Source organism: Streptomyces brevispora, assembly GCF_007829885.1.
In the GTDB taxonomy this organism is placed as follows: Bacteria; Actinomycetota; Actinomycetes; order Streptomycetales; family Streptomycetaceae; genus Streptomyces; species Streptomyces brevispora.
Genome location: NZ_VIWW01000001.1, coordinates 5,051,399 through 5,065,026, shown reverse-complemented (window position 1 = coordinate 5,065,026; position 13,628 = coordinate 5,051,399). Strand labels below are relative to the sequence as shown.

The window sequence follows — 13,628 nt, the reverse complement described above, 5'->3', positions numbered from 1 at the left end:
CATCTGCACGGGGCGTACACATCCCGTACCGCACGACGGCGCGCAGGCCCCGTTCCCCCCGTACGGCCACCACGATGGTCCGAGGAGATAGTGACGATGACCGAGGCTGCCGCTCGGCGTGTACCCGGAACACCTTGCTGGGTGAGCCTGATCGTGCACGGCCTGGACGCCACCCAGAACTTCTACGCCGAACTGTTCGGCTGGGAGTTCGGACCGGGCCCGGAACAGCTGGGCCCGTACGTCCGGGCACTGATCGACGGAAAGGAAGTCGCGGGCATCGGACAGCTGCCACCCGAGCGGCACCTCCCGATCGCGTGGACGACCTATCTGGCCACCGACGACGCCGATGTCACGGCGGAGATGATCAGGGCCTGTGGCGGCACGGTCGCCGTCGGACCGCTCGACGCGGGTGATGCGGGCCGGATGGCCCTCGCCTCGGATCCGGGCGGGGCCGTCTTCGGGATCTGGCAGGCCGCCCGGCATGTCGGCACCGCACTGGCGGGGGCAGCCGGCACACCGGTCTGGAACGAGCTGGTGACCCGGGAGACGGCGACGGTCGCCAAGTTCTACCAGGCGGTCTTCGGCTACGAGGCGGAGGCCGTGGTCTCGGCCGACTTCGACTACCAGACCCTGCACCTGGACGGCCGCCCCGTCGCCTCGCTGCACGGCGTCGGCCACGGCCTGCCGCGGGACCGCGGCCCGCACTGGATGACGTACTTCGAGGTCGTCGACACGGACGAGGCGGCGCTGCACGTGATGGAGCTCGGCGGACACATCCTCCAGCCCCCCAGGGAGGGCTCCAGCGGCAGGGTGGCGACGGTCGCCGACCCGGAGGGCGCGGCCTTCACGATCGTGCAGTCCGCCAAACCCTGACGCGGGAGCGGGAGCGGAAGAGAAGGGACCGACGAGTGAGCCGGCCCCTCCTCTTCCGCTCGGCGACAGCTCGCGTCTTCCGCCGAGCGGAGGCCGTCGGTGACGGCTCGGGCCACGGGCGGCGGCAGCGGGGCCGCTACCGCTGCCCGGCGAGCCAGTCGTACCAGTGGGCCAGGCCCTCCCCGGTCGTCGCGGACACCGTCAGCACGCGCACGTCGGGGTTCACCGAGCGCGCGTGCCGGGCGCACTGCTCGACGTCGAAGTCGACGTAGGGCAGCAGATCGGCCTTGTTGATCAGGATCAGGTCGGCGGCGGCGAACATGTACGGGTACTTCAGCGGCTTGTCCGTGCCCTCGGTGACCGAGATGATCACGACCTTGGCGCGCTCGCCCAGATCGAACAGGGCGGGGCACACCAGGTTTCCGACGTTCTCGACCATGAGCAGCGAGCCCTCGGCCGGGGACAGCGCCGTGAGCGCGTCCCGCATCATCTCCGCGTCCAGGTGGCACCCCGCCCCGGTGTTCACCTGCACCACGGCGCAGCCCGTGCGCCTGATCCGGTCGGCGTCGAGCCTGGTCTCCTGATCACCCTCGATGACGGCCACCGGCCGGCGACCGCCGAGATCGGTGATGGTGCGCTCGAGCAGGGTGGTCTTGCCGGCGCCCGGTGAGCTCATCACGTTCACGGCCGCCACGCCGCGATCCGTCATCCACGTCCGGTTGCGGTCGGCGAGAAGGTCGTTCTTGGCGAGTACCTTCTGCTCGATGGTGACGGTCTCACCGGCGCCCGTCAGCCGATGGCTCCCGTGCGGCCGAGGGTGCGTGTGCGGATGCGGATGTGCGTGGTCCGCTTCATCATCCTCCCGCAGCATCACGATCCTGGTCCCGCCGGACTCCTCGGAACAGCCGCAGGTGCCACACATGGTTCAGCCCACTCTCATGGAAACGATCTGCAGTTCCTGTCCTGATGTGATCTCCACATCGGCACTGCCGCAGGGACACAGCAGAATCAGGTCGGTCAGGGTGAATTCGACGGCGCAGGCGCGGCAGCGGCCGGCGCCGGGCCGCTGTTCGATCTCCAACTGCGCTCCCTCGGCAGCCGTTCCCTCCGCGACCAGGCCGAAGCAGAACCGCATCGAGTCGGGCACCACCGCGGTGAGCGCACCGACGCGGACGCGGACCTCGCGGACCGGGCGCCCGGCGGCGCGTTCGCACACCGAGTCGACGACGCTCTGGGTGATGGCCAGCTCATGCACCGGTGCCTCGTTCTTCCTGGGGTGGCTCCGACCGTAGGACGGCGGCGGCCGGGACCGGCGTCCGACCGGACCGGTGCCCGGCCGGATCACCCGAGCGGTCCACCGCGTGCGGTCATTCGGCCCCCGGGAATGGGGCGGGGACGCGAATTCCCCGTGTTGCCGGTGCACCCGAATCGAGGCGTGATGGTAGCAATGTGCGCGTACCCATCCGTGGGGGCCGATGGCCGGTGGGCCGTCATCCTGAAAGGCGGCACTTCCATGCCGACAGAGGAAGCGGTAAAGGCGGAGGACACTCTGATCCATGTGCTGTGGATCAACGCGGGGCTGAGCTGTGACGGCGATTCCGTTTCGCTGACCGCCGCCACTCAGCCGAGCATCGAGGAGATCGCGCTCGGTGCCCTGCCCGGACTTCCGCAGGTCGCGGTCCACTGGCCGCTCATCGATTTCGAGTGCGGCCCCAACGGTGGCGCCGATGATTTCCTCGAATGGTTCTTCAAGGCCGACCGCGGGGAGCTGGAGCCGTTCGTCCTGGTCGTCGAGGGTTCCATTCCGAACGAGCAGTTGCACGACGAGGGGTACTGGTGCGGTTTCGGCAACGATCCCGCCACCGGTCAGCCGATGACCACCAGCGAGTGGCTCGACCGGCTGGCCCCGAAGGCCACCGCGGTCGTCGCGGTGGGCACCTGCGCGACGTACGGCGGCATCCACGCCATGGCGGGCAACCCGACAGGCGCGATGGGGGTCCCCGACTACCTGGGCTGGGACTGGAAGTCCAAGGCCGGGATCCCGATCGTGTGCGTGCCCGGGTGCCCGATCCAGCCGGACAACCTGTCGGAGACGCTCACCTACCTGCTCTACATGGCCACCGACCAGGCGCCGATGATCCCACTGGACGACGCGCTGCGGCCGACGTGGCTGTTCGGGGCGACGGTCCACGAGGGCTGTGACCGGGCCGGGTACTACGAGCAGGCCGACTTCGCGACGGAGTACGGCTCGCCGAAGTGCATCGTCAAGCTGGGCTGCTGGGGACCCACGGTCAAGTGCAACGTGCCCAAGCGCGGCTGGATGAACGGCATCGGCGGCTGCCCCAACGTCGGTGGCATCTGCATCGGCTGCACCATGCCGGGGTTCCCGGACAAGTTCATGCCCTTCATGGACGAGCCCCCCGGCGGAAAGCTCTCGACCAACGCGGTCGGGCTGTACGGGTCGACGATGCGGCGCCTGCGCGGCATCACCACCCACACCCTGGACCGCGAACCGAAATGGCGTAAGCCCGGCAGGGAACTCACGACCGGCGCCGCACGCACCTGGTAAGTGACCGCGCAATCACCGCAACGGACAGAAAGATGAGGCGGCGCACATGACCGCGACGCAGCACAAGGGTGCCGGGGGAGGCCAGGGAAAGAACGAACTGGTCGAGATGGCGTGGGACCCCATCACCCGGATCGTCGGCAGCCTGGGCATCTACACGAAGATCGACTTCAAGCAGAAAGTGGTCGCTGAGTGTCACAGCACCAGTTCCATTTTCCGCGGCTATTCGGTCTTCATGAAGGGAAAGGATCCGCGGGACGCGCACTTCATCACGAGTCGCATCTGCGGAATCTGCGGTGACAACCACGCCACGTGTTCCTGTTACGCGCAGAACATGGCGTACGGGGTGAAGCCGCCGCACCTCGGCGAATGGATCGTGAATCTCGGCGAGGCCGCGGAGTACATGTTCGACCACAACATCTTCCAGGAGAACCTGGTCGGGGTCGACTACTGCGAGAAGATGGTCGCGGAGACCAACCCGGGGGTACTGGAGCAGGCCAACCGCACCCCCTCCCCGCACGCCGACGCCCACGGGTACAAGACGATCGGCGACATCATGCGGTCGCTGAACCCGTTCACCGGCGAGTTCTACCGCGAGGCGCTCCAGGTCAGCCGGATGACCCGGGAGATGTTCTGTCTGATGGAGGGACGGCACGTCCATCCCTCCACGCTGTATCCCGGCGGGGTCGGCACCGTGGCGACCATCCAGCTGATGACGGACTACATCACCCGGCTCCAGCGGTACGTCGAGTTCATGAAGAAGGTCGTGCCGATGCACGACGACCTCTTCGACTTCTTCTACGAGGCCCTGCCGGGGTACGAGAAGGTCGGCAACCGGCGCATCCTGCTGGGCTGCTGGGGCTCCTTCCAGGACCCGGAGCACTGCAACTTCGAGTACAAGGACATGACCGACTGGGGACGGAAGATGTACGTCACCCCCGGTGTCGTCGTCGACGGGAAGCTGGTCACCACCGACCTGGTGAAGATCAACCTCGGCATCCGGATCCTGCTCGGCTCGTCGTACTACAACGACTGGGACGAGCAGGAGACCTTCGTGTCCCACGACCCGCTCGGCAACCCGGTCGACCGGCGCCACCCGTGGAACCAGCACACCAACCCGCAGCCGCAGAAGCGGGACCTGGACGGCAAGTACAGCTGGGTCATGTCGCCGCGGTGGTTCGACGGCAAGGACTACCTGGCCCTCGACACGGGCGGCGGGCCACTCGCGCGGCTCTGGACCACCGCGCTGGCCGGCCTGGTCGACATCGGCTACGTCCAGTCCACCGGCCACAGCGTCAAGATCAACCTTCCCAAGACCGCCCTCAAGGGGCCGGTCGAGCTGGAGTGGCACGTCCCGAAGTGGAGCAACACCATCGAGCGCAACCGGGCGCGCAGCTACTTCCAGGCCTACGCGGCCGCCTGCGCACTCCACTTCGCGGAGAAGGCACTCGCGGAGATCAGGTCCGGGAACACCAAGACCTGGGAGAAGTTCGAGGTGCCCGAGGAGGCTGTGGGCTGCGGGTTCACCGAGGCGGTGCGCGGCGTGCTCTCGCACCACATGGTGATCCGGGATGGCAAGATCGCCAACTACCACCCTTACCCGCCGACCCCGTGGAACGCGAGCCCTCGCGACACCTACGGCACACCGGGTCCCTACGAGGACGCCGTGCAGGGCCAGCCGATCTTCGAGGAGAACGACCGGGAGAACTTCAAGGGGATCGACATCATGCGCACCGTGCGCAGCTTCGACCCCTGTCTGCCCTGCGGCGTGCACATGTATCTCGGCGAGGGCAAGAAGCTGGAACTGCTTCACTCCCCCACCCAGTCCGCGGGCAGTGAGTGATGGCGCAGGAGGAATCCGTGTCGGCGCCCGACTGGCGTACGACCGGTGAGCGCATCGACACCCTGATCGCCGCCAGCGGCTCGGGCGGCGCGGTCGCCCGTGAGCGCAGCGAGGAACTGGTCCGGCTCGTCGTCGACTTCTACGGCGCCGGTCTCGAGCGGCTGCTCGATCTCGTGTACGAACAGGGGCGACTGGACGACAAGGTCCTGGCCGCCCTGGCCGGCGACGACCTGGTGGCCAGCGTCCTGCTGGTGCACGGGCTGCATCCGTACGGCGTGGAAACCCGGGTCGAGCAGGCGCTGGAGAGTGTGCGGCCGTATCTGGGTTCGCACGGCGGTGATGTGGAGCTGCTGGCCGTCACCGACGAGGGAACCGTCCGGCTGCGGTTGCTGGGCAGCTGCGACGGCTGCCCGTCGTCGTCGGTCACGCTCAAGCTGGCCGTGCAGGGTGCGGTGGAGGCGGCGGCTCCGGAGATCACCTCGATCGAGGTCGAGACCGCGGACGAGCAGGACTCCGGGGCGGCGGGGCCGCTGGTGCCGGTGGACTCGCTGTTCGCCCGGCTGCACGCGGATGCCGGAGTGATCGCCGACGACGGCGCGTCGTGGGCGGTCGTGCCCGAGCTGTCGGGGCTGGAGTCAGGCGCCGTGGCCCGGGTCGAGGTCGGCCGGATGCGGGTGGCGGCCTGCCGGGTGGGGGCGGATCTCTTCGCCTTCGAGGACCGGTGCGCGCGCTGCGAGCGACCGTTCGAGGGCGCCACGCTGGCCCGGCGGCTCGGCGGTGACTCCGGGGACGCGATCCTGCGCTGCGCGGGCTGCCGGGCGCACTACGACGTGCGGCGGGCCGGGGTCTGCCTCGACGAGGACGACGTCCATCTGGCCCCGCTGCCGCTCCTGTCGAACGGCGGCGAGGTCTCCGTCTCGGTGCCCGCGGCGGTGGCGCCGTGATCGCGGCCGGCCGTTCCGCCTCTCCGGCGGCCGCCCTGCTGCGCCTCACCCGCGACCGGCCGCGGCCGGTCGCCGGGGAGCGCTGCGAGATGTGTGCGGAGCCGATCGGTGAGAGCCACCCCCATGTGGTGAACCTCGACAGCCGGGCCCTGATGTGCGGCTGTCGGGCCTGCTATCTGCTGTTCACCGACGAGGGGGCGCAGCTGCGCTACCGGGCGGTGCCCGAGCGCTATCTGCACTTCGCCGGGCTGACCGTGGACGGGCGTGCCTGGGACGAGTTGCAGATTCCCGTGGGGCTCGCCTTCCTGTTCCGCAATTCGGTCCAGGACCGCATGGTCGCGTTCTATCCGGGTCCCGCCGGGGCCACCGAGTCGGAGCTGCCGCTGGACGCCTGGGAGGCCGTCGTGGAGTCGAGCCCGGAACTCGCCGAGCTGCGTCCGGATGTAGAGGCGCTGCTGATCCGGCGCACCCCGGAGAGCGGCGGATCGTGCCATCTGGTGCCGATCGACGCCTGTTACGAACTGGTGGGGCAACTGCGCACGCTGTGGCGCGGGTTCGACGGCGGCTCCGAGGCGCGCGCCGCGATGGACGCCTTCTTCGCCCGGGTGGCGGAGCGCAGCCGGCCCGCCGCGGGGATCGGGGCGCCGTGAACGACTTCGCGTTCTCCGTGCTCGATGTCTTCGCCGAGCCGTACGCGGCCGCGCCGCAGCTCACGGCGCGGCTGCGGATCGAGGAGCGGACGGGCCGGCGGATCCATGCCGTCGCGCTGCACTGCCAGGTCCGCATCGAGCCGCAGCGACGCCACTATGACGATGCCGAACAGAGCGGCCTGCAAGCGCTGTTCGGCGGCAGGGACCGCTGGACCGACACCCTGAAGCCGTTCCAGTGGATGAGCTGTGACACCACGGTGCAGGGGTTCAGCGGAGCCACCGAGGTCGACCTCGCGCTGCCCTGCACGTACGACTTCGATGTGATCGGCTCCCGCTATCTGCACGCCCTGGGTGAGGGTTCGGTCCCGCTCGCCCTGATGTTCTCCGGCACGGTCTTCACCCGCGGCAGCAAGGGCTTCGGGGTCGAGCAGGTGCCGTGGGACTGCGAGGCCAGGTACCCGATGCCGGTCGAGGTGTGGCGGCGCATGATGGCGGCGCACTTCCCGAACACCGGCTGGATCAGGCTGGACCACGAGGTGCTGGCGCGCTTCGCGGACTTCCGGGCCCGGCGCGGGCTGATCAGCTGGGACGAGACGGTCCAGGCCCTCCTGGCCGAGCACGACGAGGTGGGTCCTGCCAACCCTGACCAGGTGTGTTCGGACGAGGTGGTCGTGTGAGCCTCGACCAGGTGCGTTCGATCGCCGACGCGATCCTGTACGAGGGGTATCTGCTCTACCCGTACCGCGCGAGCTCGCACAAGAACCGGTCCCGCTGGCAGTTCGGGGTCCTCGGCCCGCCGAACGCCACGGCGGCGAGTTTCGGCGAACAGCCGGGGATGGAGACGCAGTGCCTGCTGGCACCGCGCCCCGGCCCGGCGGCCGTCACCGTACATCTGCGCTTCCTCCAGCTCCAGGTCCGCGAGGTGCGGAGTACGGGCGCGGACGGCGTGGAGCGACCGGTCGACCAGCTCACCGTCGACGGCGTCCCGGTGCTGTCCTGGGACGAGGCGGTCGAGCGGGAAGTCGTGCTGGCCGCCGTCCCGTTGGGCGATCCGACGGACACCGTCCATGAGGTCCCGGGCGGCGAGGACAGCGAGCCGGTCACCGACGCGCGGGGCGCGGTGGTGGGCCGGATCGTGCGGCGCCGGCTGCCGTTGGCGTTCCGTATCCGTACGCGGACCGTCGTCGACGACGGATTCGTGCGCCTCTCGGTCGCGGTGCGCAATGAGCACCCGGAGCAGGCCGCCACGAAGGACGCCGCGATCCGGGCCTCGCTGATCGGCGCGCATCTGCTGCTGCGGTCGCACGACGCCGAGTTCGTCTCACTGCTCGAACCGCCCGCCGGGGCGGCGGCCGCCGCCGGGCGTTGCCGGCAGAGCAGGTGCTGGCCGGTGCTCGCCGGTCCGAAGGGGACGACGGACGTCCTGCTCGGCGCGCCGATCATCCTGTACGACCACCCGGAGGTCGCCGAGCAGAGCCCCGGCGCACTGTTCGACTCGACCGAGATCGACGAGATCCTGACCCTCCGGGTGATGACCATGACGGAGGCGGAGAAGGCGGAGGCGCGGGCCACCGACCCGCGCGCCAGGGAGATCATCGACCGGTGCGACGGCATGTCGCCCGCCGGCCTCCAGCAGCTGCACGGTCTGCTGCGCGATCCATACCGGCCGGAGCCCGCGGCTCCCGTGGAGCCTGCGGCCGATGTCCGGGACGTGGAGCCCGCCGCCTTCGACACCGCCGGCGCCCCCTGGTGGGACCCGGCGGCCGATGCCTCGGCGCGGCCGGAGAGCGACGCGGTGGTGATCGACGGACTCCGGGTGGCCAAGGGCAGCCTGGTCCGCGTCCATCCGTCCCGGCGTGCCGACGCGCAGGATCTGTTCTTCGCCGGCCAGGTGGCCCGGGTGACCGCGGTGCTCTCGGACGTGGACGGCGGTACACACGTCGCCCTGGTCCTCGTCGACGACCCGGCGTCGGACCTGCACGACTGGTACGGCCGCTACTTCTACTTCGCACCCGACGAACTGACACCGCTGACCGTCCAGGAGACGGCGCGGCACCGAGAGGAGAACCGATCGTGAAGACCCTGGGCTTCATCACCGCAGGCGTGGCGGCGGCCGTGGCGCTGGTCGCCGTGTGCGTCGGCATCAAGTCGATCCCCGACGTCCGCCGCTATCTGCGCATCCGTTCGATGTGAATCCCCGGCACCGACGACGACGGCGAAGTGGGCGATGACGGCAAGGGAACCGGGCACGGCCGCACGGGTGCTGGTGGCCGGCATCGGCAATCTGTTCCTCGGCGACGACGGCTTCGGCCCGGAGGCCGTCCGCCGACTGGCCCGCGACGGCGGACTGCCGCCGCGGGTACGGGTGGTGGACTACGGCATCCGCGGCATGCACCTCGCGTACGACCTGCTGGCGGGGTACGACGCGCTGGTGCTGGTCGACGCGTACCCGGGGGGCGGTGCGCCCGGGAAGCTGACGGTGCTGCGCATCGGCGAGGAGGACCTCGGTACGGGTGAATTCGACGCCCATGGTATGAATCCGGTCGCTGTCCTTGCAAATCTGGATCAATTGGGCGGTACTCTTCCGCTCACCTACCTCGTCGGGTGCACACCCGCCGGGGTCGAGGAGGGCATCGGGCTCAGCGAAGCCGTCGACAAAGCGGTGCCCGAGGCGGTCCAGGCGGTGCACACCCTGCTCCGTCGGCTCGTACCGACCGAACCAGCCGTACCGACCGCGCCCGTGAAGAGCGCCGAACCCCGGAGATCCTGATCATGTGCCTGGGCATTCCTGGTCGCGTCGTGGAGATCGTGGACGGTTATGCGGGCCAACTGGCTCTGGTCGACGTGGAGGGCGCCCGACGCCGCGTCAATATCGGCATGCTCGACGAGGCACCCGGTTGCGACGACTGGGTGCTTCTTCACATGGGCTTCGCCGTCGAGCTCATCGACCGGGCGAAGGCCCGCGAGGCCCTGTCCGGCCTGGAGATGATGGGCCGCGGCCGGGCGGAGCGCGTCCGGCGCAGGTTCGAGGTGCGCGGAGTCGTGCAGGGCGTGGGATTCAGGCCCTTCGTCTACGTCACCGCCTCCGAGCTGATGCTCACGGGCACGGTGACGAACACCGGCGACGGGGTGCTCGCCGAGGTCGAGGGAACCTCCGACGCGGTGGACGAGTTCGGCCGCCGGCTCCGTACCGACGCCCCGCCGCTCGCCGTCGTCGAGGACGTGCGCACCAGCGAACAGCCGACGCGGGGCGGTACGGGCTTCACCATCGAGGAGTCCAGCGGGGGCGGCCGGGGCAGGACGCTCGTCTCGCCCGACATCGCCACCTGCCGGGACTGCCTCGACGAGTTGGCCGACGCGGCGAACCGGCGCTACCGCCACCCCTTCATCACCTGTACGCACTGCGGCCCCCGGTTCACCATCGTCACCGGGCTTCCGTACGACCGGGCCGCCACCACGATGGCGGAGTTCGAGATGTGCGGGGCCTGCCGGGCCGAGTACGAGGATCCGCGCGACCGGCGCTTCCACGCCCAGCCCATCGCCTGTCCCGACTGCGGGCCCCGGCTCGAACTGGTGGACGGGGACGGGGTGTCCCGCAGCCGCGACGAGGACGCGCTGCGGGACGCGCGGGAGCTGCTCGCCGACGGCGGGATCATCGCGGTCAAGGGGCTCGGCGGCTACCACCTGGTGTGCGACGCCCGCGACGACGCGGCCGTGGCCGAGCTGCGCCGGCGCAAGCGGCGTGGCGGCAAGCCCTTCGCGGTGATGGTCCCGGGACTCGACGTGGCGCGGGAGCTGGTGACCGTCACGGCCGAGGAGGAGGAACTCCTGACCGGTGGCCGCCGCCCGATTGTTCTCCTTCCCCGGCGCGCGGCCGGGACCGGGGTGTCCGACGCCGTGGCGCCCGGGAGCCGCGACCTCGGGCTGCTGCTTCCGTACACCCCGTTGCACGTCCTGCTCTTCGGGATCGGTGCCGACCGGCCGGGCCCGGACGCGCTGGTGATGACGTCGGCCAATCTGTCGGGCGAGCCGATCGTCACCGACGACGAGGTCGCGCTGACCTCGCTGGCCCCGCTGGTCGATGCCTGGCTGCGGCACGACCGGCGCATCCATGTGCCGTGCGACGACTCGGTCAGCCGCTGGGTGGCCGGTGCCGAACTGCCGCTCCGCCGGTCGCGCGGATACGCCCCGCTGCCGATCGCGCTGCCCTTCCACGTGACGCCGACGCTGGCCGTGGGCGCCGATCTCAAGAACGCCTGCGCGCTGGGCGAGGGCCGCTACGCGTGGCTGAGCCAGCACATCGGCGACATGGACGACCTGTCCACGGTGGACGCGCTGACCCGGACCGAGAAGCACCTGGAAGACCTCACCGGGGTGGCGCCCGCACGGCTGGTGACCGACCGCCACCCCGGCTACCACTCCACCGGCTGGGCCCGCGCGCACGCGGCCGGGCGGCCGGTCCGCACGGCGCAGCACCACCATGCGCACATCGCGTCCGTGATGGCCGAGCACGGGCTGGGCGCGGACGAGTCCGTGATCGGCGTCGCCTTCGACGGCACCGGTCACGGCGACGACGGGGCGGCCTGGGGCGGCGAGGTCCTGGTGGCGGGCTACGCGTCGTACCGCAGGGCCGCTCACCTGGGTTACGTACCGCTGGCCGGGGGCGACGCGAGTGTGCTGCGGCCGTACCGGATGGCTCTCGCCCACCTGCACGCGGCCGGCGTCCCCTGGGACGAGGACGCGCCCGCGGTCCGGGCGTGCCCGCCCGAGGAACGCGACGTACTGGCACATCAGTTCACCACCGGATTCGGCTGCGTACCCACGTCGAGCATGGGCCGGCTCTTCGACGCTGTCGCGTCCCTGACCGGCGTCCGGCACGTGGTGGCGTACGAGGCGGAGGCGGCCATGGAGTTGGAAGGGCTGGCCCGGACTGCCGGGACGGAGGGCGGCTACCGCTTCGGCATCCGGCCGGGAACGGGCCGGGAGCCGGCGATCGCCGATCCCGGTCCGGTCATCCGGGCCGTGGTGTCCGACGTACGGGCGGGCATCCCCGCGGCTCAGATCGCCGCGCGCTTCCACACGTCCGTCGCCGCGCTGGTCACCGAGCTCGCGGACCGCTGCCGTGCGAGCACCGGTCTCGACACCGTGGCCCTGGGCGGCGGTGTCTTCCAGAACGCCGTACTGCTCGAAGCGACGCAACTGGGCCTGACCGACAGAGGTTTCACCGTCCTGCGGCCGCGGCTGCTCCCGCCGAACGACGGCGGGATCGCGCTCGGCCAGCTCATGATCGCCGCGGCGGGCTGACCGCCCGCGCCTCCCGTACCCCAAGGGATCCAGAGAGAAGAGAAACCATGTGTCTGGCTGTTCCGGGGCGTGTCCTCAGCACCGCCGAAGTCGACGGCACCGTGATGGCCGAGGTCGACTTCGGCGGGGTGCGCAAAGAGGTGTGCCTCCAGTACATCCCCGATGTGACCGTCGGTGAATACGTCATCGTGCACGTCGGATTCGCCATTCAGCGCCTCGACGAAGCCTCCGCCCGGGACACCCTGGCCAACTTCGAACGGCTCGGCATCCTCGCCGAGGAGTTCGGGGACGGCTTCGAACTCGCGGCACAGCAGAACACCTCACCCGAAGGAGCCGGCCGGTGAAGTACCTCGACGAGTTCAGCGACTCCGATCTCGCGAAGAAGCTGATCGACCAGATCCACGCCGCCACCACCCGGAAGTGGGCGATGATGGAGGTCTGCGGCGGCCAGACCCACTCGATCATCCGGCACGGCATCGACCAACTCCTGCCGGACAGCGTGGAGATGATCCATGGACCGGGGTGTCCCGTCTGCGTCACCCCGCTGGAGACCATCGACCGCGCACTGGCGATCGCCGCCCGCCCCGGAGTCATCTTCTGCTCGTTCGGCGACATGCTGCGCGTGCCCGGCAGCAGCCAGGACCTGTTCTCCGTCAGGAGCGCCGGCGGCGACGTACGCGTGGTGTACTCGCCCCTCGACGCGCTGAAGCTGGCCCGCGAGAACCCGGACCGTGAGGTCGTCTTCTTCGGGATCGGGTTCGAGACCACCGCCCCCGCCAACGCGATGACGGTGTACCAGGCCAAGCAGCTCGGGGTCCGGAACTTCTCGCTGCTGGTCTCCCACGTCCTCGTACCGCCCGCGATCGCCGCGATCATGGAGTCCTCGACCTGCCGGGTGCAGGCGTTCCTGGCCGCCGGTCATGTGTGCAGTGTGATGGGGACGGCCGAGTACCCTTCGCTGGCGCGGAAGTACAAGGTGCCGATCGTGGTCACCGGCTTCGAGCCCCTGGACATCCTCGAAGGCATCCGCCGGACCGTCCTTCAGCTCGAAGCGGGCCGCCACGAGCTGGAGAACGCCTACCCCCGGGCCGTACGCGCCGAGGGCAACGTGCCCGCCATGAAGATGCTCGCCGATGTCTTCGAGGTGACGGACCGGACGTGGCGCGGCATCGGGGAGATTCCCCGCAGCGGCTGGCGGCTGTCCGAGAGGTACCGGGAGTTCGACGCGGAGCAGCGGTTCGACGTGACGGACATCCACACCTCCGAGTCGTCGCTCTGCCGGTCCGGCGAGGTCCTCCAGGGCCTGATCAAACCGCACCTGTGCGAGGCGTTCGGCAAGGAATGCACGCCGAGGAACCCGCTCGGCGCGACCATGGTGTCGTCCGAGGGCGCCTGCGCCGCCTACTACACCCACCGCCGACTGGAACTGGTCGATGCCAAGTGACCGA

At 70.1% G+C, this 13,628-nt stretch carries 14 protein-coding genes; 12 read left to right on the top strand and 2 right to left on the bottom strand.

Annotation, left to right across the window (positions count from 1 at the left end):
* Nucleotides 1-96: 96 nt before the first annotated feature.
* Nucleotides 97-873 (top strand): VOC family protein, encoded by a 777-nt coding sequence (locus FHX80_RS23475; RefSeq protein WP_208764713.1) that lies wholly within the window; start codon nt 97-99, stop codon nt 871-873.
* A 136-nt stretch (nt 874-1,009) separates the two neighbouring features.
* On the opposite strand, the gene hypB is transcribed toward FHX80_RS23475, so the two are convergent.
* Both hypB and FHX80_RS34790 read right to left on the bottom strand, forming a co-directional pair.
* Complete coding sequence (gene hypB / locus FHX80_RS23470) at nt 1,010-1,744, bottom strand: hydrogenase nickel incorporation protein HypB (RefSeq protein ID WP_208764712.1); 735 nt, start codon at nt 1,742-1,744, stop codon at nt 1,010-1,012.
* A 54-nt stretch (nt 1,745-1,798) separates the two neighbouring features.
* A complete protein-coding gene (locus tag FHX80_RS34790; RefSeq protein ID WP_167523601.1) occupies nt 1,799-2,128 on the bottom strand; it encodes a hydrogenase maturation nickel metallochaperone HypA/HybF in 330 nt (109 codons plus the stop codon).
* Between the two features lie 258 nt (nt 2,129-2,386).
* On the opposite strand from FHX80_RS34790, the gene FHX80_RS23460 reads away from it, so the two are divergent.
* From FHX80_RS23460 to hypD, 11 genes are read left to right on the top strand one after another with little or no spacing between them, the layout of a single operon-like run.
* Nucleotides 2,387-3,442 (top strand): NADH-quinone oxidoreductase subunit B family protein, encoded by a 1,056-nt coding sequence (locus FHX80_RS23460; protein WP_145766010.1) that lies wholly within the window; start codon nt 2,387-2,389, stop codon nt 3,440-3,442.
* A 46-nt stretch (nt 3,443-3,488) separates the two neighbouring features.
* The gene (locus tag FHX80_RS23455) at nt 3,489-5,282 is read left to right on the top strand and encodes a nickel-dependent hydrogenase large subunit (protein WP_145766009.1); all 1,794 of its coding nucleotides are present in this window, start codon (nt 3,489-3,491) and stop codon (nt 5,280-5,282) included.
* 17 nt (nt 5,283-5,299) lie between these two features.
* Complete coding sequence (locus tag FHX80_RS23450; protein ID WP_208764711.1) at nt 5,300-6,226, top strand: NifU family protein; 927 nt, start codon at nt 5,300-5,302, stop codon at nt 6,224-6,226.
* Nucleotides 6,223-6,876 carry a DUF5947 family protein gene (locus FHX80_RS23445; protein WP_244318390.1) on the top strand — a complete coding sequence of 218 codons (654 nt, stop codon included), beginning with the start codon at nt 6,223-6,225 and terminating at the stop codon, nt 6,874-6,876. The genes FHX80_RS23450 and FHX80_RS23445 overlap by 4 nt, the downstream gene beginning before the upstream one ends.
* Nucleotides 6,873-7,553, top strand: coding sequence for a DUF6084 family protein (locus FHX80_RS23440; RefSeq protein ID WP_145766007.1), 681 nt, complete (start codon nt 6,873-6,875; stop codon nt 7,551-7,553). Before FHX80_RS23445 ends, FHX80_RS23440 begins: the two co-directional genes overlap by 4 nt.
* Nucleotides 7,550-8,953 (top strand): hypothetical protein, encoded by a 1,404-nt coding sequence (locus FHX80_RS23435; RefSeq protein ID WP_145766006.1) that lies wholly within the window; start codon nt 7,550-7,552, stop codon nt 8,951-8,953. The genes FHX80_RS23440 and FHX80_RS23435 overlap by 4 nt, the downstream gene beginning before the upstream one ends.
* The gene (locus tag FHX80_RS36820) at nt 8,950-9,069 is read left to right on the top strand and encodes a DUF6893 family small protein (RefSeq protein ID WP_375883435.1); all 120 of its coding nucleotides are present in this window, start codon (nt 8,950-8,952) and stop codon (nt 9,067-9,069) included. The genes FHX80_RS23435 and FHX80_RS36820 overlap by 4 nt, the downstream gene beginning before the upstream one ends.
* 34 nt (nt 9,070-9,103) lie before the next feature.
* Nucleotides 9,104-9,646, top strand: coding sequence for a hydrogenase maturation protease (locus FHX80_RS23430; RefSeq protein ID WP_145766005.1), 543 nt, complete (start codon nt 9,104-9,106; stop codon nt 9,644-9,646).
* Between the two features lie 2 nt (nt 9,647-9,648).
* On the top strand, nt 9,649-12,180 hold the full coding sequence (gene hypF, locus FHX80_RS23425; protein WP_145766004.1) for a carbamoyltransferase HypF: 2,532 nt from the start codon (nt 9,649-9,651) through the stop codon (nt 12,178-12,180).
* Nucleotides 12,181-12,227: 47 nt separating this feature from the next.
* Nucleotides 12,228-12,524 carry a HypC/HybG/HupF family hydrogenase formation chaperone gene (locus FHX80_RS23420; RefSeq protein ID WP_145766003.1) on the top strand — a complete coding sequence of 99 codons (297 nt, stop codon included), beginning with the start codon at nt 12,228-12,230 and terminating at the stop codon, nt 12,522-12,524.
* The gene (hypD, locus tag FHX80_RS23415; protein WP_145766002.1) at nt 12,521-13,624 is read left to right on the top strand and encodes a hydrogenase formation protein HypD; all 1,104 of its coding nucleotides are present in this window, start codon (nt 12,521-12,523) and stop codon (nt 13,622-13,624) included. The genes FHX80_RS23420 and hypD overlap by 4 nt, the downstream gene beginning before the upstream one ends.
* Nucleotides 13,625-13,628 lie beyond the last annotated feature (4 nt).

Bases quoted from the DNA above. Each gene is read 5' to 3' on its own strand.
- FHX80_RS23420 (WP_145766003.1), top strand. From the start codon at position 12,228: ATGTGTCTGGCTGTTCCGGGGCGTGTCCTCAGCACCGCCGAAGTCGAC.
- FHX80_RS23430 (WP_145766005.1), top strand. From the start codon at position 9,104: ATGACGGCAAGGGAACCGGGCACGGCCGCACGGGTGCTGGTGGCCGGC.
- FHX80_RS23455 (WP_145766009.1), top strand. From the start codon at position 3,489: ATGACCGCGACGCAGCACAAGGGTGCCGGGGGAGGCCAGGGAAAGAAC.
- FHX80_RS23460 (WP_145766010.1), top strand. From the start codon at position 2,387: ATGCCGACAGAGGAAGCGGTAAAGGCGGAGGACACTCTGATCCATGTG.
- hypB (WP_208764712.1), bottom strand. From the start codon at position 1,744: ATGCTGCGGGAGGATGATGAAGCGGACCACGCACATCCGCATCCGCAC.
- FHX80_RS23475 (WP_208764713.1), top strand. From the start codon at position 97: ATGACCGAGGCTGCCGCTCGGCGTGTACCCGGAACACCTTGCTGGGTG.
- hypF (WP_145766004.1), top strand. From the start codon at position 9,649: ATGTGCCTGGGCATTCCTGGTCGCGTCGTGGAGATCGTGGACGGTTAT.